This is a genomic window from Armatimonadota bacterium, assembly GCA_031459715.1.
GTDB classification, from domain to species: Bacteria; Sysuimicrobiota; Sysuimicrobiia; order Sysuimicrobiales; family Humicultoraceae; genus Humicultor; species Humicultor tengchongensis.
The window spans coordinates 95187-115105 of sequence record JAVKIA010000003.1 but is presented as its reverse complement, the minus strand read 5'-3'; the positions used below and the strand labels follow the sequence as shown (position 1 = coordinate 115105).

General features: G+C 69.3%; 24 protein-coding genes and 2 tRNA genes. 14 read left to right on the top strand and 12 right to left on the bottom strand.

The features are described from left to right. The first annotated feature begins 8 nt into the window (after nucleotides 1-8). Nucleotides 9-464: a cation transporting ATPase C-terminal domain-containing protein gene (locus QN152_02430; protein MDR7538374.1), complete on the top strand. Its 456-nt coding sequence runs from the start codon at nucleotides 9-11 to the stop codon at nucleotides 462-464. Nucleotides 465-1032: 568 nt separating this feature from the next. Here QN152_02430 and lepB read toward each other — a convergent pair. Together lepB and QN152_02420 are read right to left on the bottom strand one after the other, a co-directional pair. Beyond that, nucleotides 1033-1692, bottom strand: coding sequence for a signal peptidase I (gene lepB, locus QN152_02425; GenBank protein MDR7538373.1), 660 nt, complete (start codon nucleotides 1690-1692; stop codon nucleotides 1033-1035). Between the two features lie 18 nt (nucleotides 1693-1710). Then, nucleotides 1711-1803 (bottom strand) — tRNA-Ser (locus tag QN152_02420). A gap of 125 nt (nucleotides 1804-1928) precedes the next feature. Here QN152_02420 and QN152_02415 point away from each other — a divergent pair. The 3 genes from QN152_02415 to QN152_02405 all read left to right on the top strand — a co-directional run bounded on the left by QN152_02415 (nucleotide 1929) and on the right by QN152_02405 (nucleotide 2907). Then, on the top strand, nucleotides 1929-2252 hold the full coding sequence (locus tag QN152_02415) for a hypothetical protein (GenBank protein ID MDR7538372.1): 324 nt from the start codon (nucleotides 1929-1931) through the stop codon (nucleotides 2250-2252). Nucleotides 2253-2260: 8 nt separating this feature from the next. Next, complete coding sequence (locus tag QN152_02410) at nucleotides 2261-2416, top strand: hypothetical protein (protein MDR7538371.1); 156 nt, start codon at nucleotides 2261-2263, stop codon at nucleotides 2414-2416. 164 nt (nucleotides 2417-2580) lie between these two features. Further along, nucleotides 2581-2907: a YerC/YecD family TrpR-related protein gene (locus tag QN152_02405; protein MDR7538370.1), complete on the top strand. Its 327-nt coding sequence runs from the start codon at nucleotides 2581-2583 to the stop codon at nucleotides 2905-2907. 78 nt (nucleotides 2908-2985) lie between these two features. Here the strand turns inward: QN152_02405 and QN152_02400 are convergent, their stop codons facing one another. Both QN152_02400 and QN152_02395 read right to left on the bottom strand, forming a co-directional pair. Next, nucleotides 2986-3273 carry a hypothetical protein gene (locus QN152_02400; protein ID MDR7538369.1) on the bottom strand — a complete coding sequence of 96 codons (288 nt, stop codon included), beginning with the start codon at nucleotides 3271-3273 and terminating at the stop codon, nucleotides 2986-2988. Then, a complete protein-coding gene (locus QN152_02395; protein MDR7538368.1) occupies nucleotides 3249-3590 on the bottom strand; it encodes a hypothetical protein in 342 nt (113 codons plus the stop codon). The genes QN152_02400 and QN152_02395 overlap by 25 nt, the downstream gene beginning before the upstream one ends. 929 nt (nucleotides 3591-4519) lie before the next feature. Here QN152_02395 and hisZ point away from each other — a divergent pair. From hisZ to QN152_02345, 10 genes are read left to right on the top strand one after another with little or no spacing between them, the layout of a single operon-like run. Next, nucleotides 4520-5815: an ATP phosphoribosyltransferase regulatory subunit gene (gene hisZ, locus QN152_02390; protein MDR7538367.1), complete on the top strand. Its 1296-nt coding sequence runs from the start codon at nucleotides 4520-4522 to the stop codon at nucleotides 5813-5815. Next, a complete protein-coding gene (gene hisG, locus QN152_02385) occupies nucleotides 5805-6491 on the top strand; it encodes an ATP phosphoribosyltransferase (protein MDR7538366.1) in 687 nt (228 codons plus the stop codon). The genes hisZ and hisG overlap by 11 nt, the downstream gene beginning before the upstream one ends. Continuing rightward, nucleotides 6488-7801, top strand: a complete 1314-nt coding sequence (gene hisD / locus QN152_02380) for a histidinol dehydrogenase (GenBank protein MDR7538365.1) — start codon at nucleotides 6488-6490, stop codon at nucleotides 7799-7801. The genes hisG and hisD overlap by 4 nt, the downstream gene beginning before the upstream one ends. Further along, nucleotides 7798-8937 carry a histidinol-phosphate transaminase gene (gene hisC / locus QN152_02375; GenBank protein MDR7538364.1) on the top strand — a complete coding sequence of 380 codons (1140 nt, stop codon included), beginning with the start codon at nucleotides 7798-7800 and terminating at the stop codon, nucleotides 8935-8937. The genes hisD and hisC overlap by 4 nt, the downstream gene beginning before the upstream one ends. Then, nucleotides 8934-9551, top strand: coding sequence for an imidazoleglycerol-phosphate dehydratase HisB (hisB, locus tag QN152_02370; protein MDR7538363.1), 618 nt, complete (start codon nucleotides 8934-8936; stop codon nucleotides 9549-9551). Before hisC ends, hisB begins: the two co-directional genes overlap by 4 nt. A 38-nt stretch (nucleotides 9552-9589) precedes the next feature. Further along, nucleotides 9590-10258: an imidazole glycerol phosphate synthase subunit HisH gene (gene hisH, locus QN152_02365; GenBank protein ID MDR7538362.1), complete on the top strand. Its 669-nt coding sequence runs from the start codon at nucleotides 9590-9592 to the stop codon at nucleotides 10256-10258. Continuing rightward, a complete protein-coding gene (locus QN152_02360; protein ID MDR7538361.1) occupies nucleotides 10255-11052 on the top strand; it encodes a 1-(5-phosphoribosyl)-5-[(5-phosphoribosylamino)methylideneamino] imidazole-4-carboxamide isomerase in 798 nt (265 codons plus the stop codon). Before hisH ends, QN152_02360 begins: the two co-directional genes overlap by 4 nt. Continuing rightward, complete coding sequence (gene hisF, locus QN152_02355) at nucleotides 11046-11804, top strand: imidazole glycerol phosphate synthase subunit HisF (protein ID MDR7538360.1); 759 nt, start codon at nucleotides 11046-11048, stop codon at nucleotides 11802-11804. Before QN152_02360 ends, hisF begins: the two co-directional genes overlap by 7 nt. Before the next feature lie 11 nt (nucleotides 11805-11815). Beyond that, on the top strand, nucleotides 11816-12436 hold the full coding sequence (gene hisIE, locus QN152_02350; protein ID MDR7538359.1) for a bifunctional phosphoribosyl-AMP cyclohydrolase/phosphoribosyl-ATP diphosphatase HisIE: 621 nt from the start codon (nucleotides 11816-11818) through the stop codon (nucleotides 12434-12436). Beyond that, the gene (locus tag QN152_02345) at nucleotides 12426-12926 is read left to right on the top strand and encodes a magnesium-dependent phosphatase-1 (GenBank protein MDR7538358.1); all 501 of its coding nucleotides are present in this window, start codon (nucleotides 12426-12428) and stop codon (nucleotides 12924-12926) included. Before hisIE ends, QN152_02345 begins: the two co-directional genes overlap by 11 nt. An 85-nt stretch (nucleotides 12927-13011) precedes the next feature. On the opposite strand, the gene QN152_02340 is transcribed toward QN152_02345, so the two are convergent. The 8 genes from QN152_02340 to QN152_02305 form a co-directional block, all read right to left on the bottom strand. Further along, nucleotides 13012-13101 (bottom strand) — tRNA-Ser (locus QN152_02340). Between the two features lie 104 nt (nucleotides 13102-13205). Next, nucleotides 13206-13496: a GYD domain-containing protein gene (locus tag QN152_02335; protein MDR7538357.1), complete on the bottom strand. Its 291-nt coding sequence runs from the start codon at nucleotides 13494-13496 to the stop codon at nucleotides 13206-13208. 75 nt (nucleotides 13497-13571) lie between these two features. Then, nucleotides 13572-14246, bottom strand: a complete 675-nt coding sequence (locus QN152_02330) for a DUF4387 domain-containing protein (GenBank protein MDR7538356.1) — start codon at nucleotides 14244-14246, stop codon at nucleotides 13572-13574. After that, a complete protein-coding gene (locus QN152_02325) occupies nucleotides 14243-15634 on the bottom strand; it encodes an acyclic terpene utilization AtuA family protein (protein ID MDR7538355.1) in 1392 nt (463 codons plus the stop codon). Before QN152_02325 ends, QN152_02330 begins: the two co-directional genes overlap by 4 nt. Continuing rightward, nucleotides 15634-16365 carry a gamma-glutamyl-gamma-aminobutyrate hydrolase family protein gene (locus QN152_02320; GenBank protein MDR7538354.1) on the bottom strand — a complete coding sequence of 244 codons (732 nt, stop codon included), beginning with the start codon at nucleotides 16363-16365 and terminating at the stop codon, nucleotides 15634-15636. The genes QN152_02325 and QN152_02320 overlap by 1 nt, the downstream gene beginning before the upstream one ends. A 1-nt stretch (nucleotide 16366) precedes the next feature. Then, nucleotides 16367-17269: an ABC transporter permease gene (locus QN152_02315; GenBank protein ID MDR7538353.1), complete on the bottom strand. Its 903-nt coding sequence runs from the start codon at nucleotides 17267-17269 to the stop codon at nucleotides 16367-16369. 9 nt (nucleotides 17270-17278) lie between these two features. Then, nucleotides 17279-18289: an ABC transporter permease gene (locus QN152_02310; protein ID MDR7538352.1), complete on the bottom strand. Its 1011-nt coding sequence runs from the start codon at nucleotides 18287-18289 to the stop codon at nucleotides 17279-17281. Nucleotides 18290-18343: 54 nt separating this feature from the next. Next, nucleotides 18344-19888 (bottom strand): ABC transporter substrate-binding protein, encoded by a 1545-nt coding sequence (locus QN152_02305; protein ID MDR7538351.1) that lies wholly within the window; start codon nucleotides 19886-19888, stop codon nucleotides 18344-18346. Nucleotides 19889-19919 lie beyond the last annotated feature (31 nt).

Genomic DNA, 19919 nt, shown 5'->3' with positions numbered 1-19919 from the left:
TTCCAGAGATGACGATCTCGTCCGATCGGGTGGATGCTGACTGGATTGAGCGGCCACGTCGCTGGGACATGGGCTTCATCCGCCGATTCATGTTCACGTTCGGGCTCGTCAGCTCCGTGTTCGACTACCTGACGTTTGGCGTGCTGCTCTGGCTGCTGCACGCGGGGCCGGCGGAGTTCCGGACCGGATGGTTCGTCGAATCTGTGGTATCGGCAACGCTCATCGTGCTCGTGGTGCGCACACGCGGGAGTTTCCTTCGCAGTCGGCCAGGGCGCGCGCTGTTGAGCGCAACGCTTGCGGTGGCCGCCGCGACGCTGGCGATCCCCTACACCCCGCTCGGTACAGCCTTCGGCTTCGTCCCGTTGCTACCGCTCTTTCTCGGGCTGATGGGGTTGATCGTTCTGGGTTACGTTGTGAGCGCGGAGTTGGCGAAACGCTGGTTCTACAGGGGTGTGCACCATTGATCGGGTTGCTGTATTCCATCGGCCTGTGCGCAGTGGTACCGAGATTCAGAAGTCGCCGCTCCATCATATCGCCCAACAACAGCATGCAGCGGACGGCGCTGCGCGCCGTCGCTGATGCCGAGGAGCCTGGCTGGCGAGCGGGATGAGACAAGGCAAGGTCACTGGCATAGAACTTGATCAACAACTGCTGGAACCTGCTCGCCAACATGCGAAAGAGCAAGAACTAGCTAGAAAGTGTCGTCGAGTTTCACCAAGCAGAGAAGACACGCATTCCTTTTCCTGATAGCACTTTAGAGGCTTTGGTGAGCGAATTTATCGTTTTTCCGACTTCCTCTCCAACCGATATTGGGCAGCCCGAAATGGCACGTGTGCTTAAATCGGGGGGCATCATGGCACTGACGGATGTAATTGTGGCCAGGCCTCTTCCCTAAGACGTGCGTACCGAACTCCAGCGCGTTGGTCTGGACTATCTTTGCGAAGGCACGCAGGACGATTTTCTGGGTGCGCCACTCCTTGACGCATGGGTGGACCTTCTCATCGTCTACCAGGGCCCTGCCAGAGAAGACGCTTACCGTCCGGCGATCAGGCGCAGGCGCTGCGGCGGCCAGTAGATGAGGATCGCCTGGCCCACGATCAGGGTCCGCTTCAGCGGGCCGAAGGCCCGGCTGTCCTCGCTGTTGTTGCGGTTGTCGCCCATGACGAAGACGGAATCCAGCGGCACGGTGACCGGGCCGAAGTCTCCCACGGTCTCGCCGTTCAGGTAATCCTCCCGGATGGGCTGGCCGTTCACATAGAGGGTTCCCTGCCGGATGGCGATGGTCTCACCGGGCAGGCCGATCACCCGCTTGATGTAGTTCCGTTCCGGATTTCGCGGGTAGCGCAGGACGATTACATCGCCCCGGGCCGGCTCGCGCAGCCGGTAGATGAACTTGCTCACCAGCACCCGGTCGTGTGGCAGCAGGGTGGGTTCCATGGAGTACTGCTCCACCTGGAAAGCCTGGGCCACGGAGACCATGATCAGCTGGGCCAGGAGGAAGGCGATGAGCAGGGTCTTTGCCGTCTCGACGACGGTGGCCCGGGCGCGCCGCCACCAGGGGTGGCTCGCCGCTAGCCCGCTCCGGATCCGCCCCCAGGGCCGGCGGGTGGCCAGCAGGTCCCGCACCCACCAGGAGATGACGGTGATGCGGCGGCGGGTGTCCTCGCGGTCGCCGGGTGTCGGGTCGGTCATCGCTGGGTCTGGTATCGCTGGCGGAGGGGGCGGGATTTGAACCCGCGAAGCGGCTTGTGGCCGCTTACCCGCTCTCCAGGCGGGCGCGCTACCGGGCTACGCGACCCCTCCGCGACCAGCTTCCCGGTGTGAACGGCCTGCAAAGCCTCGCTGCAAAGATTATAACAGGGAGGAGACCGTTCCAGGTCAGAGAACACCCCGGGTGTGTCGGGTCGGCATGAGGGTGCAGGGATGGCATGACCACCTCCGCTGAGGCCTTCATCCGGGTCGCCAGCGAGGCGGAGGTGCGCGCGGCCGGGCGGCTGGTGGTCCAGGCCGACGGGCACGTGCTCGTCCTCTTCGCCGTCGGCGAGCGCATCTACGCGGCCGTGGGAGAGTTCGCCCTGCGGCGCGACTCGCCGGAGGCCTCCCGCATCCTGCTGGCCGCGGTGCGCTATCTGGCGGCCCACACCCCCACCACGCGCGCCCAGCACCAGACGTATCAGATCGCCTACGGCCTGCACCGAGGTGAGCGGCTCTACGCGGAGCCGCCAGGGCCATCCGCTGCGCTCGGGCCATAATCAGCGAGGTGCGCCGCCTGGGGGTGGAGGCGCGGGCAGGCCTGCACGCCGGCGAGGTGGAGGACAGCCGGGTGAGCGGCATCGTGGTGCACATGGCGGCGCGGGTGATGTCGCAGACGCCGGTGGGGCGGTGCGGGCGACGAGCACGGTCAGGGACCTGGTAGCTGGATCGGGGATCGCTTTCGACGACCGGGGGCGTGCACACGCTCAAGGGCGTCCCCGGGGAGTGGCGCCTGTACGCCGTGCGGGCGTGGCGCCGTCCCCACCGGCGCCGGCCGGCGGCAGGAAGCCGCCGCGGTGGGACGAAGAGAGGGCCCGGTGCCCGGCGATGCGCACCCCCCGCGTCAACCCCAAGCTCAAGGACCCGCTGGTGGACCGCTTCTGCCAGGCCCTGCTCAGCCTGCGCTCGGTGGCGGAGTGCTACCGCTTCCTGGAGGATGTGTGCACGGTCGGCGAGGTGAAGGCGATGGCCGCCCGGCTGGAGATCGCCCGTCTACTGTTCGAGGGCCACACGTACGAAGAGGTGGGCCAGCGCACCGGAGCCAGCAGTGCCACCATCAGCCGCGTCCGCCGCTTCCTGGAGTACGGCGCTGACGGCTACCGGCTGGTGCTCACGCGGATGGGGGTACGCCCGCGCCCGCCTGGCCCCCGCTAGCTATAGCTAATGCGGGTCTTCCAGGTCCACCTGCCGCCCGTTGGTGCCGGCGTCCGGCGCGCCGAAGGTCACCGATAACTAATGCTGGTCTTCCAGGTCCACCTGCCGCAGCAGCCGCCGGAAGCGGCGCTTCGTCTGCCACCGCCGGTACCAGACCAGCGGATTCAGGGTGGGCCTACCCCGCCGGACGGCCCGCCGCCCTCGCCCGCCCCGTGACCACCTGGGCCGCCAGGTGGCCGGGTCCACCCGCCCCGTCGCCGACGCCCAGGCGACGCCGGGCCCTGCCAGCGCGAACAACCCCAGCGGGAAGGGGAAGCTGAGGAAGACCAGCGTCGCAGCCCCTACGGCGATCCAGCGAAACTGCACCGGGAGGACGAAGAAGAGGAGCGCCTGCTCAGGTAGCGGACGCGGCCCCACGACCGTTCCAGGCTACCGGCGAACATCCAGAAGACGTACAGGCCCACCAGCAGCCAGAGCGGGTGGCCGGTGCCGACGAGCGCGTAGGTGAGCACGGTCCACGGGCGGGGCAGCGGCTCCCACGTGCGGAAGACCAGCGCGTCGAGGGGGCCGCCGGCGCCGATGAAGTCGAGGAGGAAGGTGGCGGCGTTCGCCAGCAGGATGATCCAGGTGACGGGTCCGCCGCCGGGCAGGCCGGCCAGAGAGGAGGAGGGGCGGGAGGTCATGGCGACGTGATCGTCACGCAGCCCTCTCCTCCTCAGCCAGGCCTGGGGGCGGCTGGAAGGTGCGGCCGGGCACGTCCGCTAGCGGCGGTCGGGACAGGCCCGCCAGGCACAGGGGGCCGCCTGCACTCGGGACAACAGGGGACGCGGTCTGGCCGCGCGGAGCGCACGGCTCTTCCTCCGCCGGTCCCACCGGCGCTGCCGGAGGACCTCATCAGGGCAGGACACCCGGCCACACCCTCCAGCGTACCAGACTTGCGGGAGCACCCGGGCTCGGACGGCGCGTGGACGGCGGACGGGCGGCCACGGCTGCCACGAACTGCCACGATCTGTTGTCTTACTGACAGTAGGTCGCGCCCTTCCCCGGGCCCGCTTGGCGCGCAGGATCGCACGCCGCATGGGCATGTCCGACCTTGATCCACTCGGGGACCGCAATTTTCAGGCCAGGTAGAGCCAGATCCCCAGCAGGCCAGTAAAGGTGCCCACAAACATGGCGATGAGCGATCCCAGAAACACCGGGAGGCTCAGGCCGAGACGGATGCCTCCGTTCATGCGCGCACCTCCGACGCGACGTCCGCTGTCGTATGGGACTTCTACCGCCCCAGGCGGACGGCATCCTTCTTCTTGGAACTTGACTTTCAACCGCGTTGAAAGTGAGCTGAAAAGCAGTCCGCGGCCATATGGGAAATACACGCCCGCCGCGCACCTCGATTCCGGTGACGGCATTCCCTTCCAGGATGCCGGTCCCCACCGGGGGCTGGACCGTCCTTCTTGCCCCGGCTGCGGGGCGTGGGACCGTCGTGCCGACGAAGAGGGGTTGACAGACTGCCCGTGGATTGCGTACCCTAAATGGGTCCGTACTTTTTCTAGCTATCTCTTTACCAAGATAAAGAGATACAGACGGAGGATGTCCGTGCGCCTGCCTGACGCCTATGCGCCTGCCTGACGTCATCCCACCCCGCTGGCAGCAGGTTCCGCCTGGCCTGCCCGACCTGGGACCTGTTGAGGCAGCGCGGCGCAGCGCCCTGTGCGACCTCCTGCGCCGGGAGTTCCGTCTCTGGGGGTACCAGGAGGTGGCGCCGCCGACGCTGGAGTACCTGGAGACCTTCACCCGCGGCGCGGGGGCGGGGACGGCCGACCGGCTCTTCAAGCTCACCGACCGCGGGGGCGAGCTGCTGGCGCTGCGCCCCGATTTTACCCTTCCCCTGGCCCGCCTGGCAGCCACCCGTCTCCTCCCGGCCAGCGGTCGGCCCTTGCGGCTGGCCTACGTGGGGTCGGTCTTCCGCGGCCAGGAAGAGGGGCAGGGGCGTCTGCGGGAGTTCACGCAGGCGGGGGTGGAGTTGCTGGGCGAGGAGGTGCTGGATGCCGACGCGGAGGTCATCGCCCTGGCCGCATCGTGCCTGCGCCGGGCCGGCGCCGCCGGGGCGGTCCTGCACATCGGCCACCTGGACTTCATCGATGAGGCCCTACTCCCACTGCCTCCCCACCTGCGGGAGGAGGTGCGCGACCACCTCTACCGCAAGGCGTTCGTCGAGCTCGATACCCTGGACCTCCCCCCGGCGCTGCGGCGGTTGCTGCGCGCGCTCCCCGACCTGCGCGGTCCGGACGTGCTGCAGCGAGCCAGGCCCCTGGCTTCCTCGCCACGCGGCGTCCGTGCCCTGGAGGAGCTGGGCGCGCTGATGGAGCGCCTGGGGGAGTACGGAGTCGGGGACCTGGTCGGGATCGACCTGGGCATCATCCGCGACTTCGGCTACTACACCGGGGTCGTGTTCGAAGCTTACGGCGCTGGCAGCGGCTATCCCCTGCTGGGGGGAGGCCGCTACGACCGCCTCCTGGAGCGGTTCGGCACGCCTGCCGCGGCCACCGGGTTCGCGGTGGGGGTGGAGCGTGTTCTCTCCACCATCCCTGACGGGGTAACGCCGTCGGCTGAGGTTATCGTGCTGGGCGCTGGCGGACCACCCGCCCGTGCTGCCACGCTGCACTTCGCCGCCAGCCTGCGCGCCCGGGGCCTGGCTGTCGCGCTGGCGTTCCGCCAGGGGTGGGAAGAGGCGGTGCGCGGTGCGGAGGCGGCTGCCGTGCGCTGGGTGGTGCAGGTGGGGGAGGACGGCGCGCGGGTGCTGGACCGCGACGCCGGGCGCGAGGAGCGCCTCTCTCTCCCCGGGGCGTTGCGGGCGATCGCGGGGCCGGAGGATGTCGGCCCCAGGGGAGCCGTCGGCCGTGCGGGATGAGCCGCGAAAGGCGCCAGGCTCCGGCGGGACCGCGGAGGCCGACCTCCTGACCGTCGCGGTGCCCACGGGACGCCTCTTCGCCGAATCGGTCTCCCTCCTGCGGCGGGCGGGTGTGCTCGGGGCTGCGCCGGAGGCCAGTAACCCGTCGCAGGAGCGCAGCCTGCTGCTTCCGGCCGCAGAGGGGCTGATCCTGGCAGTGAAGCCGGCGGACATCCCGGTCTACGTTGAGCACGGAGCGGCAGACGCCGGGATAGTGGGACGCGACGTCCTGCTGGAGCAGGGCGGCGACGTCTACGAGCTGGTGGATCTGGGCTTCGGCTCCTGCCGCGGGGTCGTCGCCGTGCGGAAGGGAGAGGAGGACGACTGGCCGCCCGTGCGGACGGTGCGCGTGGCTACCAAGTATCCTCGCATCGCCGCCCGCTACTGGAAGCGGCGGGGCTGGCCGGCGGAGATCATCGCCCTGAACGGAGCGGTGGAGCTCGCCCCGCGCGTGGGGCTAGCCGACGCCGTTCTGGACGTGGTGGTCACGGGCCGCACGCTGCGGGACAACCTGCTGGTGGAGGTGGCAGAGGTCTTCCGTTCCACAGCCCGACTGGTGGTGAATCGGGCGAGCCTGCGGATGAAGTCAAGGATGGTTCAGCGGCTGATCGCGGCGCTGGAAGGCCTGAAGACATGACCCTGGACATCCTCCCTCTCTCGTCCACCGCGCCCGAGCGCCTACAGGCGCTGGTGCGGCGTGCCACCCTGGCTGTGGACGGGGCTGCGCTGGAGAGCGCCCGCCGCACCCTGGCCGAGGTACGCGAGCGGGGCGATGCGGCCCTGCTGGAGTACACGCGCCGCTGGGACGGTGTCGCGCTCAGCCCGGAACTGCTGCTCGTTTCGCAGGACGAGGTGGCGGAGGCCCAGCGGGCGGTGGGCCCGGCGGTGCGCGAGGCGCTGCAGACCATGATCGCCCGCACGCTGGCCTTCAACGAGCGACTCCTCCCCCACTCCTGGGAGGCCTCGCTGGCCAACGGCGTGACCGCGGGGGTGCGGGTGGGCCCCGTGGCCGCGGCCGGAGTTTATGTGCCCTCGGGCAAGGGTCGGTTTCCCTCCATCGCCGTCACCCTGCTGGCTCCCGCCGTAGTGGCCGGTGTCCCCGAGCTCAACCTGCTGCTGCCTCCACAGCCCGACGGCTCGGTGGACCCGGCCGTCCTCGTCGTGTGCGATCTGCTGGGCGTGCGGCGCATCTTCCGCTGCAACGGCGTCGCTGGCGTGGCCGCCCTGGCGGTGGGGACGGAGACCATCCCCCCGGTGCCGCTGATCGCCGGACCTGGGAACCCACACATCGTCGCCGTTCAGCTGGCAGCGCAGGCCCTGGGGGTGCGCGTGCCCGCCATCCTGGGACCGACCGAAGCCATGATCCTGGCCGACGAGGGAGCCGATCCGCGGCGCCTGGCGCTGGACCTGTGCTGTGAGGCCGAGCACGGTCCCGACTCCGCTGCGGTGCTGGTGACCACCAGCCGGGATCTGGCGGAGGCGGTGGTGGCGGAGGCGGAAGCCGTGCTGCAGCAGCTTCCCGAGCAGCGGCGCAAGTTCGCCGCCGCCGCACTGCGCAGCCACGGCGCCGTGGTGCTGGCCGGGTCCATGGATGAGGCTGTCGCCTTCGTCAACCGCTATGCGCCCGAGCACCTGCAGCTGGCCACGCGCAACCCCCTGGGTACCCTGGCCGACATCCGCTACGCCGGCGAGGTGCTGCTGGGCCAGGAGACGCCGTTCTCCGCGGCCACCTACGCCATGGGGTTGCCGGCAGCGCTGCCCACCGGCGGGGCCGCCAGATGCGCGGGGGGCATCACGGTGCTGAGTTTCCTGAAGGTCACCTCGACAGGGCGCCTCGACCCGGCTGCCCTGGCCGCAGTCCTGCCCGTGGTTGAGACGCTGGGCACCTACGAGACCTTCCCGGCGCACGTGCGGGCGGTACGGGATCGGGTGGTAGAAGAGCGATGATGGGTGGGGAGACGCCAGGGACGGGGAGCCTTCGGGCAGCCGGTGCCGCCAGGGTCTCTCCGCGCCCGGAGCTGGCAGCGTTGCCCGGGTACGATGTGCCGCGGGACGCGCCGGTACGGCTAAACCAGAATGAGAGCCCCCTGGACTGGCCCGCCGACCTGAAGGCGGAGGTGCTGCGTCGCGTGGCCCAGGCTGGGTGGAACCGCTACCCGGCGGCCCAGGCAGACGTCCTGCGCCAGGCCCTGGCCGGTGCCTACGGCCTGTCCCCGGAGATGGTCGCTCTGACCAACGGCAGCGATGAGGCCCTCCTGGCGCTGGTGGAGGCATTCGCCACCGGGCGAGCGGTAGTGCTGCCGGTCCCCACGTACTCCCTGGCGGAGCCCCTGGCTGTCGCCGGCGGGGCCCGGGTGGTGCCGGTCCTCCTCCGCGCGGACTTCAGCCTGGACGCCGCTTCCGTTATCCGCGCCTCCCGCGAGGTCGATGCAGGGCTTGTCCTCCTTGTGTCCCCCAACAATCCCACGGGCAACGTTTTCGCTCCTCTGGAGGTGGAGGCGGTGGCGAGGGAAGCCGCCTGCCTGGTGGTGGTGGACGAAGCCTACGCCGATTTCGCGGCGGGGAGCTGGCTGTCGAGCCTCCGGGAGTATGCGTCCCTGGCCGTGGCGCGCACCTTCTCCAAAGCCTTTGCCTTTGCCGGCGGCCGCGTCGGCTGGATTGCGGCTGCATCCGAGGTGGTCGCCGCGGTGCGCACCGTCCTGCCACCTTACAACCTCAACATCTTCGCCCAGGAGGCGGCGCTGGTGGCCCTGGAGCACCGCGAGTTCTTCCGGGCCCAGGCCGCAGCGCAGGTCGCTGAGCGGGAGCGGCTGCGTGCGGCTATGGCCACACTGGACGGGGTAACGGTCTTCCCCTCGCAGACGAACTTCCTCCTGTTCAGCGCAGCGGGCTTCCCGGCCGGCACCCTCTTTGACCGCCTCCTCGCCCGGGGCGTGCTGGTGCGCGATGTTTCCAGCGCGCCGCTGCTGGCTGGCTGCCTGCGGGTCACGGTGGGGACGGCCGAGGAGAACGCGCGCTTCCTGGAGGCGCTGCACCAGAGCCTGGCCGACGGACCGCCTTCCGGCTCGGAGGATCGGCCATGAGTACCCCCAGGGGATCGCAGAAGGCTGGAAGCCCCCCGCGCGTGGGGACGGTGCAGAGACAGACCGCCGAGACGGAGGTGCGCGTCGCCCTGGCCCTGGACGGTGTCGGGCGGGTCCAGGTGGCCACCGGCATCCCCTTCTTCGACCACATGCTGCACCAGCTCGGCCACCATGGCCGCTTCGACCTCGAGGTGCGGGCGCGGGGAGACCTGGCCGTGGACCCGCACCACACCGTGGAGGACGTGGGCATCGTCCTGGGGCAGGCGCTGCGCGCGGCGCTGGGCGAGGGACGCGGGATCGCCCGCTTTGCCGCTTTGCACGTACCCATGGACGAGGCGCTGGTCCTGGCGGCCGTAGACGTCAGCGGGCGGCCCTACCTGCACTACGCTCTGGCACCTGCCCCCGCCGTCCTGGGCGGCTTCGCCACCGACCTGGGTGCAGAGTTCTTCCGCGCGTTTGTCACCCACGGTGGGTTGACGCTCCACCTGGTCCAGGTGCACGGCAGCAGCGCCCACCACCTCCTGGAGGCCGCCTTCAAGGGGACCGGCGTCGTCCTGTACCAGGCCACGCGGGTGGTGGGCCAGGCCGCGCCGTCCACCAAGGGGATCCTGTGAGTGCGCCAATCTCTCCAGGTGCGTCACCCCGCGCTAGCGTGCCTGCCGGCCCGGGCGGGCCACCCCGCCTGGCGGTGGTAGACTACGACGCAGGCAACCTGCTGAGCCTGACCAGGGCCCTGCAGCGCGCCGGCGCCGAGCCCGTGGTCGTGCGCGCGCCCGATCCTCGGCCCTGGGAGGGGATCGTCCTGCCCGGCGTCGGGCACTTTGGCGCCGCCATGGCGCGGCTGGAGGCTAAGGGGCTTGCGGCGTGGGTCCGTGACCAGGTCCAGCGGGGCACTCCACTTGTTGGGATCTGTCTGGGGATGCACCTGCTCTTCCAGCGCGGTGAGGAAGGCGGAGGCGCCGCCGGGCTGGGGGTGCTCCCGGGCGAGGTGCGCCGGCTGCCTCCCCGAGTTAAGGTCCCGCACATGGGCTGGAACCAGCTGCGCATCCACCGGCCCGGCGCGGCCCTGACCGGCCTGGCGGACGGAGTGTACGCCTACTTCGTCCACAGCTTTGTAGTCGAGCCGGCCGACCCCGCTCTGGTCACCGCCTCAACCATCTGCGGGGTAGAGTTCCCCGCGGTAGTCGAGCAGGACAACCTGATCGGCCTGCAGTTCCACCCGGAGAAGAGCGCAGAGGCCGGCGCGGTCATCCTGAACAACCTGGTGCGCTGGATAGCCGCACGAGGCGCACCTGGAGTCCGCGGAGGTCTCCCCTGGTGACGGTCATTCCGGCCATCGACCTGCGAGGCGGGCGCTGCGTCCGGCTGATCCGGGGGGACCCCCGGCGGGAACGCCGCTACGACCAGGACCCCGCGGAGGCGGCGTTGCGCTGGATCCGTGCGGGCGCGCGCTGGCTGCATGTGGTCGACCTGGACGGGGCCTTCGCCGGGCGCCCGGTGCAGCTCCAGCTCGTCGCCGCCATCGCCCGCCTCGCCGCCGGGGCAGGTGTGCAGGTGCAGGCCGGGGGAGGGTTGCGTACCGAGGATGACATCGATGCGGCGCTGGATGCGGGCGCAAGCCGCGTGGTCATCGGAACCGCCGCTGAGGCCCTTCCCGACCAGGTGCTGCGCCGCTACGGGGAGCGGCTGGCGGTGGCGGTAGACGCCCGTGCCGGGGGCCTCGCGGTGCGGGGCTGGCGGAGGGTGCGCCGGACCGATCCCCTGACCGTCGCCCGACGCCTGGCCGCGCGGGGGGTGCGGCGATTTGTTTACACGGCCACCGCGCGCGACGGCACGCTGGCCGGGCCGGACCTGGCCGGGCTGCGCCGCTTCCTGGCTGCGGTTTCCCCGCTACCGGTGATCGCCGCCGGAGGTGTGGCGCGGGTGGAAGATCTGGACGCGCTGCGGGCGCTGGGGGTGGAAGGGGTGATCGTCGGCCGGGCGCTGTACGAGGGAAGGCTCGATCCCGGTCTGCTGGCGGCCGGGATGTCGGCGGTCGGGACCACCGCGGCCGGAGCGCCTCCCACGCCTGCGGCCACCTCCCCGCCCGACCGGGGAGCTGCGGGCACATGCTGACCCGGCGTATCATCCCCTGCCTGGACATGCAGGGCGGCCGCGTGGTCAAAGGGGTTCGCTTCGCCAACCTGCGGGACGCCGGGGACCCCGCGGCCCTGGCGGCGTTCTACAGCGCGGAGGGCGCCGACGAGATCGTCTTCCTGGACATTGCAGCGTCGGTGGAGGAGCGGGGGACGCTGGAGGCAGCCGTCCGCGCCACCGCCGAGCAGGTGAACATCCCTCTCACTGTGGGCGGCGGCGTGCGCGCCGTGGAGGACGTGCGCCGGCTGCTGCTGGCGGGAGCTGACAAGGTGGCGGTAAACACCGCGGCCGTGCGCCAGCCGGAGCTGGTCAGCGCCGCCGCGGAGCGGTTCGGCAGCCAGTGCGTCGTGGTGGCCATCGACGCCAAACAGGTCGCCGAGGGGCGCTGGGAGGTCTACACGCACGGGGGACGGCGTCCCAGCGGGACAGACGCCGTGGAGTGGGCGCACCGCGCCGCGGCGCTGGGTGCCGGCGAGATCCTGCTGACCAGCATCGACCGCGACGGCACCCGCGACGGCTTCGACGTGGCGTTGACGCGCGCGGTGGTCGAGGCCGTCACCGTGCCGGTGATCGCCTCGGGAGGTGCGGGGTCGGTCGCGCACCTCTACCAGGTGCTCACCGCCGGAGGGGCCGATGCGGCCCTGGCCGCGTCTATATTCCACGACGGCGACCTGCGCATCGGCCAGGTGAAGCGCGCCCTGGCTGCGTGGGGGGTGCCAGTGCGCCTGTGAAGGAGGAAGGGATGGCGCAGGTGGTATACGGGCCCGACGGGCTGGTCCCTGTAGTGGCGCAGGATCGCCGCAGCGGGCAGGTGCTCATGGTCGCCCACATGACCCCTGAGGCTCTACGGCGCACCCTGGCCGAGGGGCAGGCCTGGTACTGGAGCCGCTCGCGGCAGACGCTGTGGCGCAAAGGGGAGCAGTCCGGGCACACCCAGACGGTGCGTGAGGTGCGCCTGGACTGCGACGGGGACGCCCTGCTACTTCTGGTTGACCAGGAAGGCCCCGCCTGCCACACGGGGCGAGGGAGCTGCTTCTTCCGGGATGCGGCAGGGAGGGAGCTGCCGGCCCCCGCCTTTGCCCGCGACGTCCTCGACGAGCTGGTAGAAGTTGTGCGCTCGCGCCGCCTCAGCGCGCCCGCAGGGTCGTACACCGCCGCGCTCTTCGCTGCAGGCCGCGCGGCCATCGGTGCCAAGGTCAGGGAGGAAGCGGAGGAGCTGGACCGGGCGGCGCGCGATGAGGGCGAGCGCCGCGTTCTGGAGGAGGCCGCCGACCTGCTCTACCATACCCTCGTCCTCCTGGTGGAGCGAGGTCTCAGCCTGGACGACGTCCGCCGGGAGCTGGCGCGGCGCCGTGGCCGTTAAGCTGGTCATATTCGATCTGGACCGTACCCTCTGGGATCACGCCAACGTTTCGGCGCTGGTCCTGCCGGTGCACCGCGTGGACGAGGAGACCGTGGAGGATGCCGCAGGGACCCGGGTGCGCCTGCACCCCGGAGCCCGTCAGGTGCTGGAGGAGCTGCACCGCCGGGGAGTCGTCCTCTCCATCGCCTCCTGGAACCAGCCCGAGCCGGTCTTCGCGGTGCTGGAGGCGCTGGGACTGCGGGAGTACTTCCTCCTGCCCCGGGTGGAGCCGCACCCCTACAAGGAACGGACCATCCCGGAGCTGCTGTCCGACCTGTCGGCCCGCGGCCTGGCGCTGCACCCCCGGGAGGTCCTCTATGTCGACGACCGCGCGCTGCACCTGCGCCGTGTCCGCGCGGCGCTGCCGGAGATCCACACCCTGCAGCCGGGAGTGGAGATCACGGCGCTGGCCGAGGTCCTGGCGTTCGTGGACCGGGAGGCGGGTGCCTGATCTGGCGACCCGCCGACTTCCGGAGGTCATGCGCGGGATCCGGGCCGTACCCGGCGGGAGACCGGCGAGGAGGGGCAGGCCTTCCTGGCGGAGGGGGTGGGATTTGAACCCACAAGGGCCGCAGGGCCCGGCGGTTTTCGAGACCGCTCCGTTTCCGGGTTCCGGACACCCCTCCGCGGAGCGCCCTCATTCTACCGCGCCGGCCAGGGGGCGCAAAGGCCGCTGAGGCGGTTGTCCTGCGGGCGCTGGTGGACCCCGTACCGACACGGGCAATGTGGGCTAGAGTCCCTCGACGATCCTGCGGATCTCCTCTTCCGTGTAGCCACGCACGGTCTCCGTGCGGGCCGCGCCCTGCGTCCCCACCCACAGGGCGAAGCGGCTGGCCGTCTCGTCGTTAGGCGCCTCAATGATGGCCACCACATCGAAGCGCCCCATGGTCCAGATGACCTCGCGCAGGCGTGCGCCGAACCGCTCCGCCGCCTCTCGGGCCTGCTGGGTGCGCGCCACGGTGTCCCTGGCCGCGACCGCGCCTTTCTCCGTCCAGGTGACGAACTGCACGTATACCGGCATAAGGCTCCCTCCCTGGCTGAAGCGTAGGATGGGAGAGCGTTCGCGCACAGTCCCGGCAGGCCCTGCCCCCCTACCTCACCCCTCCCGCTCCGTACCTGCGCCTGGCTGCTCCGGGGGCGGTCCGAAGATGCGGGAGAACGCCGGCTCTCGGCTTTTCGACGCCAGAATGTCCCACAGGAGAGGAACCACCTCACCGGAGAGGGGCGCATCCGCCGTCAGGCGCTCGGCCTCTCCGGTCAGGAAGGCAGAGATCTCCTCGGTCACCCGGGCGATCTCCGCTTCGGGGGCGCCCCGCCGCTCCAGCGCCTCACGCACGGCCATGGCCACATCCAGCACAGCGATGTGGGCCAGCTGATGGCGCTTGGGATCGCCTAGCGCCGTCACCAGGCGCTGGCGGAGTTCTGCGCCCAGGGCATCCGCCGGCTGCAGGGCCGTATCGTCCGGGATTTCGACGTCGAACAGCGGAGGGTACTGCTGCGAACCGAAGACATCGCTTTCTCCCGGGGAGCCACTGGCACTCCGCCGGCGCAGGGTGAACTTGATCGCCCGCGCGGCGTCCACGTAGTGAAAGTGGGTGACGTCCTCGACGGGCACGCCGTACAGGCGGGCCACGCTCTCCCGGGTGAGGACCCCGCTGGCGACGGCCCGGCGGTATGCCCGCTCATCCGCGAAGATGATGTCGAAGGTCACGTTGTCCACCCCGGCGTTCTTGCTGCGTATTGTTGTGGCCAGATCCACTAGTCTGGTCATCGTCCGCTCCCCACAGGGGCGGCACCGCCCACCTGCACATGGCGAATGGGAAACAGCTCCAGGGGGTCATCCAGGGGAAGGAGGTGGTTAATCGTCCACCTGTAACCCGGACGGGCGGGAAGGATCTCATCAAACGGGAGCGCGGCCACCCCTCCCGTACCCCGCGCGCCGGGGAAGCGGGCGAAGAAGATGTTGCGCTGCGCCAAGGTAGCGACCTCCACAGCCTGATCGAGGGTTGGGGCCAGCGCTTCGATGACTATACCGACCTCGTGCGGGATGGCGTCGCGCCGGGGTTCCCAGTCCCCCATGACTCCGTCTCTGCCGTAAACGTGGAAGAACACCTGGTACGTCTGCTCCGAGGGAGGTCCATGACGCTCGGCGACTTTCTGCCGCGCCCAGGTCAGGACGGTCTCTAGGCACTCGATAGCCATGGGGTCGCGGATGGCGGCGACCCCGATGGCCCGCTCGCCCACTTTGCCCGCCCCTTCCAGCTTCACGGCGTAGATTGGCTCGGGAATCCAGCGGGCTCCGCGGACGCGTGTGCGGCGGTCGTCCACGGCTTCGTAGATGCATCCCCGCAGGTCGAGTGTCCCACCGGGGATGGCGTGGAAGAATGCATCCACGCGTTCGTAGAGGCTGTGGCTGGCGACAGATGCCGGCGTGCAGCGTTGCTGCGGGTGCATCGGCTCAAATTCCACGGCCTCCGCCGTGATGGTACCGACTACGGTCTCCTTGGCCATGAAGGGCTCGGCACACAGCGACGCGCACTCCAGCACCTTTCCCAGGTAGAAGGCCAGGGCTCTGGGGAAGCCGGCACGTAGGGGGAGAGCCGCGTAGATGGCGTCATCGCAGGAGCGGCCGCAGATGACAACCTCCGCTCCTTCATCCAGCGCCCGCATTACGGGCTCCACGCCCATCATGGCCACGATGCGATCGGTCCGTTCCACGTCCTGAGGCGTCAGGTCGGCGCGACCCCCCAACCCTGTCACCCGGGTTCGCCTCAGCCGCGCCAGCAGCTCGTCGCGCGAGATCTCGGCGTAGATCGCCGCCAGGCGGAAGGGGGGAAGGCCGTGGCGGTCGGCGATCTCCTGGATGAGGTGGACGAACAGATCGACGCCACGGTTGGTGCCGGTGTCCGCCGCCGATCCGATGATCATGGGCACACCCAGGCGGCGAGCCTCCACGAGCATGATCTCCAGATCATGCCGCTGCCACTCCAGGGGGCTGTGCTGGCTGTCCGCGCCCAGGGGGAATGGGCCGATGTCGCAGCTCCCGGAGTCGGCAATCAAGGCGTCCGGCCGACGAGCCACGCCAGTGTAGAAGCTGGCCTCCTCGATGGGGGTGAACCCCAGGTGACCGGTAGGCGACAGCAGGGTCATACTTTCCATCAGGATCCTCCTTCGACCAGTGCGGCTGCGACCAGCGCCCGAAAGATCCGTCGCCAGCGCGCCTGTCGGTTGACCATCTTCTCTGGGTGGAACTGCACACCAAGAACAAACCCGGACCCGCTCTCGACTGCTTCCACCACGCCGTCGGGAGCGAGAGCGGTTACGCGCAGTCCGCTGCCCGGGTTGGCTACAGCCTGGCGGTGAAATGAATTGACCTCGGCCTGCATCCCCCCCACGATCTCCGCCAACCGCGAATCCGGCGCGATGCTGATGGTGTGTGAGGGACGCCACCCAGGGGCCCGTTGGTAGTGCTGCAGAGCATGAGGGAGGGCGGCGACGATGTTGTGGATCAGGCGTCCGCCCAGCGTCTCGTTGATCATCTGCATCCCCCGGCAGATACCCAGGAGCGGAATCCCCCGCGCGATGGCCGCGCGGATGAGCTGCCGCTCGAAAGCGTACCGTCCGGGATTGATGGCTTCCAGTGTGGGAGCGGGCCGGCCCGTCATGAAGGTCCCGGGGGGGAGGCGTCCACCACCGGTCAGCAGGATGCCTCCAAGGCGTTCCATCAGTTCCGGGATGGCCTCTTCCAACGGCGGGAGGACGATTGGCAGGCCGCCGGCGTCGAGGATCGCCTGGATCGCCTGCGCCGCCGCAGCGCTCACGTCGACGGCCGGGGGCTGCCCCGGCTGCGTCCGCGTGTGCACCGTGATGCCAATGACCGGCCGAGCCACATCAGTCCACCCGCAGGCGCGGGTCGAGGATGTCCCGCGTCCCTTCACCGAATAGGTTGACGGCAAGCACGAGCAGGACAATGGCGAGGCCCGGAAAGGTGGAGACCCACCAGGCGGTGAGCAGGACCTCTCGGCCATCGGCGACCATTGAGCCCCAGGCGGGAATGCGCGGAGGGATCCCCAGACCGAGAAAGGAGAGGGAAGCCTCCAGGACGATGAAGGATCCCAGCCGCAACGTAGCCAGGACGAGGCTGGTGTGGATGATGTTTGGGGCGATGTGCCGACGGATGATACGGGCAGAGGGCGCTCCCAGAGCCCGTGCTGCCTCCACGTAGTCCCGTGTCTGCTGCACCAGAGTCTCCCCGCGGACTAGGCGGAAGAATTCCACCCACCCCTTGAAGGACAGAGCCAGGATCAGGTTCCAGAAACCCGGCCCCAGGACGGCCATGGCGCCGATGGCGAAGATGAGGTAGGGGAAGGCCATGAGCACATCGGCAAAGCGCGACACAACCATGTCGAAGCTCCCGCGAAAGAACCCCGCCGCCATGCCTAGGGTCAGCCCCAGGAGCAGGGAGATGGCAGTGGTCAGGCCGCCTACCAGCAGCGAGACGCGGGCGCCCAGGATGATGCGCGAGAGGATGTCCCGCCCCAGCTGATCGGTGCCCAGGTGGAAACGTGAGCCGTCGGGGGTGGTGTAGCCCGGCGGGGCCAGGCGGTGGACCAGCGCGGCCTGATTGGGATCGGCGGGGGTGAGGGTCGGAGCGAGGAAGGCCACCGCGGCGAAGACGGATAGGATGACGCCCCCGGCGGCGGCGGTAGGATGCCTGCCCAGGCGGCGGAAGAAGTCGGTCACGCCTCCGCGTCGGGGGCGAGGGGCCAGCAGGAGTGTCGCCGCCTGGGCCATGGCTTCTACCTACGCCTCAATGCGCGGATTGAGATACGTGTACAGGATGTCCACCATCAGATTGGCCACGATGAAAATGAGCGTATAGAACATTACTGCCCCCTGTACCAAAGGGTAGTCACGGCTGAAGATGGCCTCTACCACCACGCGCCCCATCCCCGGCCAGCCAAAGACGGTCTCCACAATCATGTTGCCGCCCAGTAAGACACCGGCCTGCAGGCCAACAACGGTGACCGTGGGGATGAGCGCATTGCGAAGGCTGTGTCGCAGGACGACGGCGCGCTCCGCCAACCCCTTGGAACGGGCCACGAGGATGTACTGCTCCCGGAGGACTTCCACCATGCTGGCGCGCGTCACCCGGGCGATAACCGCCATCAGCCCTGACCCCAACGTGAGCGCCGGGAGGAACAGGTGCCGGAGGCTGTCCCCCAGCGCGATCCAGTTCCCCGTGAGCACGCTGTCCAGGAGGTAGAACCCGGTCACAGGCCGGAGAGCAGCGGTGAAGCCGATCCGGCCCGAGGTTGGCAGCCAGTCCAGCCGTACCGCCAGCAGCAGGATGAGCATGATGCCCAGCCAGAATGCCGGCATGGAAATTCCCAGGAAGGCGCCGGCCATGCTGAAGCGGTCCAGGAGTGACGACTGGCGGGTCGCCGAGAGGATGCCGATGGGCAAGGCGACCAGGAGGGAAAGGAGGAGGGCGGCTACCGCCAGCTCGATGGTGGCGGGCAGGGCGTCCAGCAGGACACGGGTGACCGGGCGGCGTTTGACGAAGGACGTGCCCAGATCTCCCCGCGCCACATCCCTCACAAAGAGCGCCAGCTGCGTTAGCAGGGGCTGATCCAGGTGAAACTCCTGGCGCAGGCGGTCCAGGTCCTGCTGAGTGGCTACTCCGCCCTGGCCGATGATGATGTCCACAGGATCGCCGGGGATCAGGCGCATGACCACGAAAACCACGACGGCGACTCCCATCATTAGAGGGATCGTGGCCAGGATGCGGCGGAGGATGACCAGACCCCGCATGGATACATCGGCGCGGCCGCTGGCGTGAGGGCTCAGCGGCCGCGCCTCCCTAGCTCAGCGCACCGTAAACCCGGCCTCCCGGATGAGCTGCCGCGCTTTGTTCTGGTCGAAGGGGTAGGGCTTCAGGTCGGGGTTGTAACCGAACCCGCTGGGCAGGAACACGGTGGCCAGGCGCCGGGCGTAGCCACGGTAGACATTCTTCAGGATCGCCTCCCAGTTCACCGCGTAGTTCATGGCCTGCCGCACCCTGACGTTGTTGAAGGGTGGCCGTGCGTTGTTGAGTTCCACGGCGTAGACACGTGTCCCTTGCGTGGTCTTCACGTAAACCTTTGGATCGCGCTCCAGGTCCGGGAGCAGATCGATGGGCAGGTCCTCTACGATGTGCACCTCGCCTGCCTTCAGCGCGGCCACCCGCGTGGCTGGCTCGGGCATCATGCGGAAGACCGCGCCTGCAGCTGGTGCCACCCCCACCGGGGGCAGGGCGGAGGAGCCACCGTAGTACCGGTCGTAACGCTGCAGGACGATCTGGGAGTCAAGCGCTCCGGCCACGAAACGGAAGGGGCCTGTGCCAATGGGACGTTCCGCGAAAGCTCTGTCCCCCACCTGCCGGATGTACCTCATGGGGACGATCTGGAAGTGCACCAGCGCCTGGAGGAAGGGAGGGAAAGGCTGAGCCAGCGTGAAGCGGATTCTATCCTCGCCGACCTTCTCCACCTTCTGCAGGGGGCCGAGAAGGCCTTTGCGCGGGCTGCTCTGGCCGCCGACGGCACCCTCCCTGAGGATGCGATCGAAGGTGAAGAGGACGTCGTCGGCCGTGACCGGGTCACCGTTGTGGAATGTGGGTCCAGGGCGCAGGGTGAACTCGTAGACCGTAGGGCTGGGCTGAGTCCAGGCGGTGGCAAGCTCGGGAACCACCCGGTCGCGGGTCGTCCGGGTGACCAGGCCGTCGAAGATGTTGCGGATAACGGTCTCGGTCTTCCGGTCGCGGTGCATGGCCGGGTCGAGGGTGATGATGCTGTTAGTGTTCATGGCCACCACGATGACGCTGCCCCGCGTCAGGCGCACGTCGTGCAGGTTAATCCGGCTGTCCATGGCTGGCTCCCAGTTCTCCACCAGGACCGACGCCGCCTGGGCCTCCTCACGGAAGTAGCCGAAGATCCAGGGGGCGTCATTGAAGAGGATCTCCTGCACCCTGAAGTAGGCGTCCCGCCGCCGTGCGGCATCGGTCCCCGTGCTTCCCACCTCCAGCAGGCGGTCGACCTCCGGGTTGGAGTAAAAGGAGTAGTTCCCCCGGTCCTTTGTCTTCAACTTGGGGACCGCCAGGTCAAAGGGATCGAAGAAGGCGCTGCCCCAATCTGTCAAGTAGGCCTGCCGCTCACCAGCCCGGATGCGGTCGATGAGGGCAGTACGTTCCCAGACGCGAACCTCGACGTTGACCCCGATCGCCCGCAGGTCCTGGGCGATGGCCTCCGCCTCCACCTTGCGGAAGGCCTCCGTGTCCAACACGAAGACCAGCGTCTGCTGAGCTCCCGCCGGCAGCACCGTAGCCGCCAGCAGGAGTGCTGCGGCGAGCATTCCCCCTCCCTGCTTGCGCGTCACCAGTGCTCCCCCCTTTCCGGATTCAGGGATT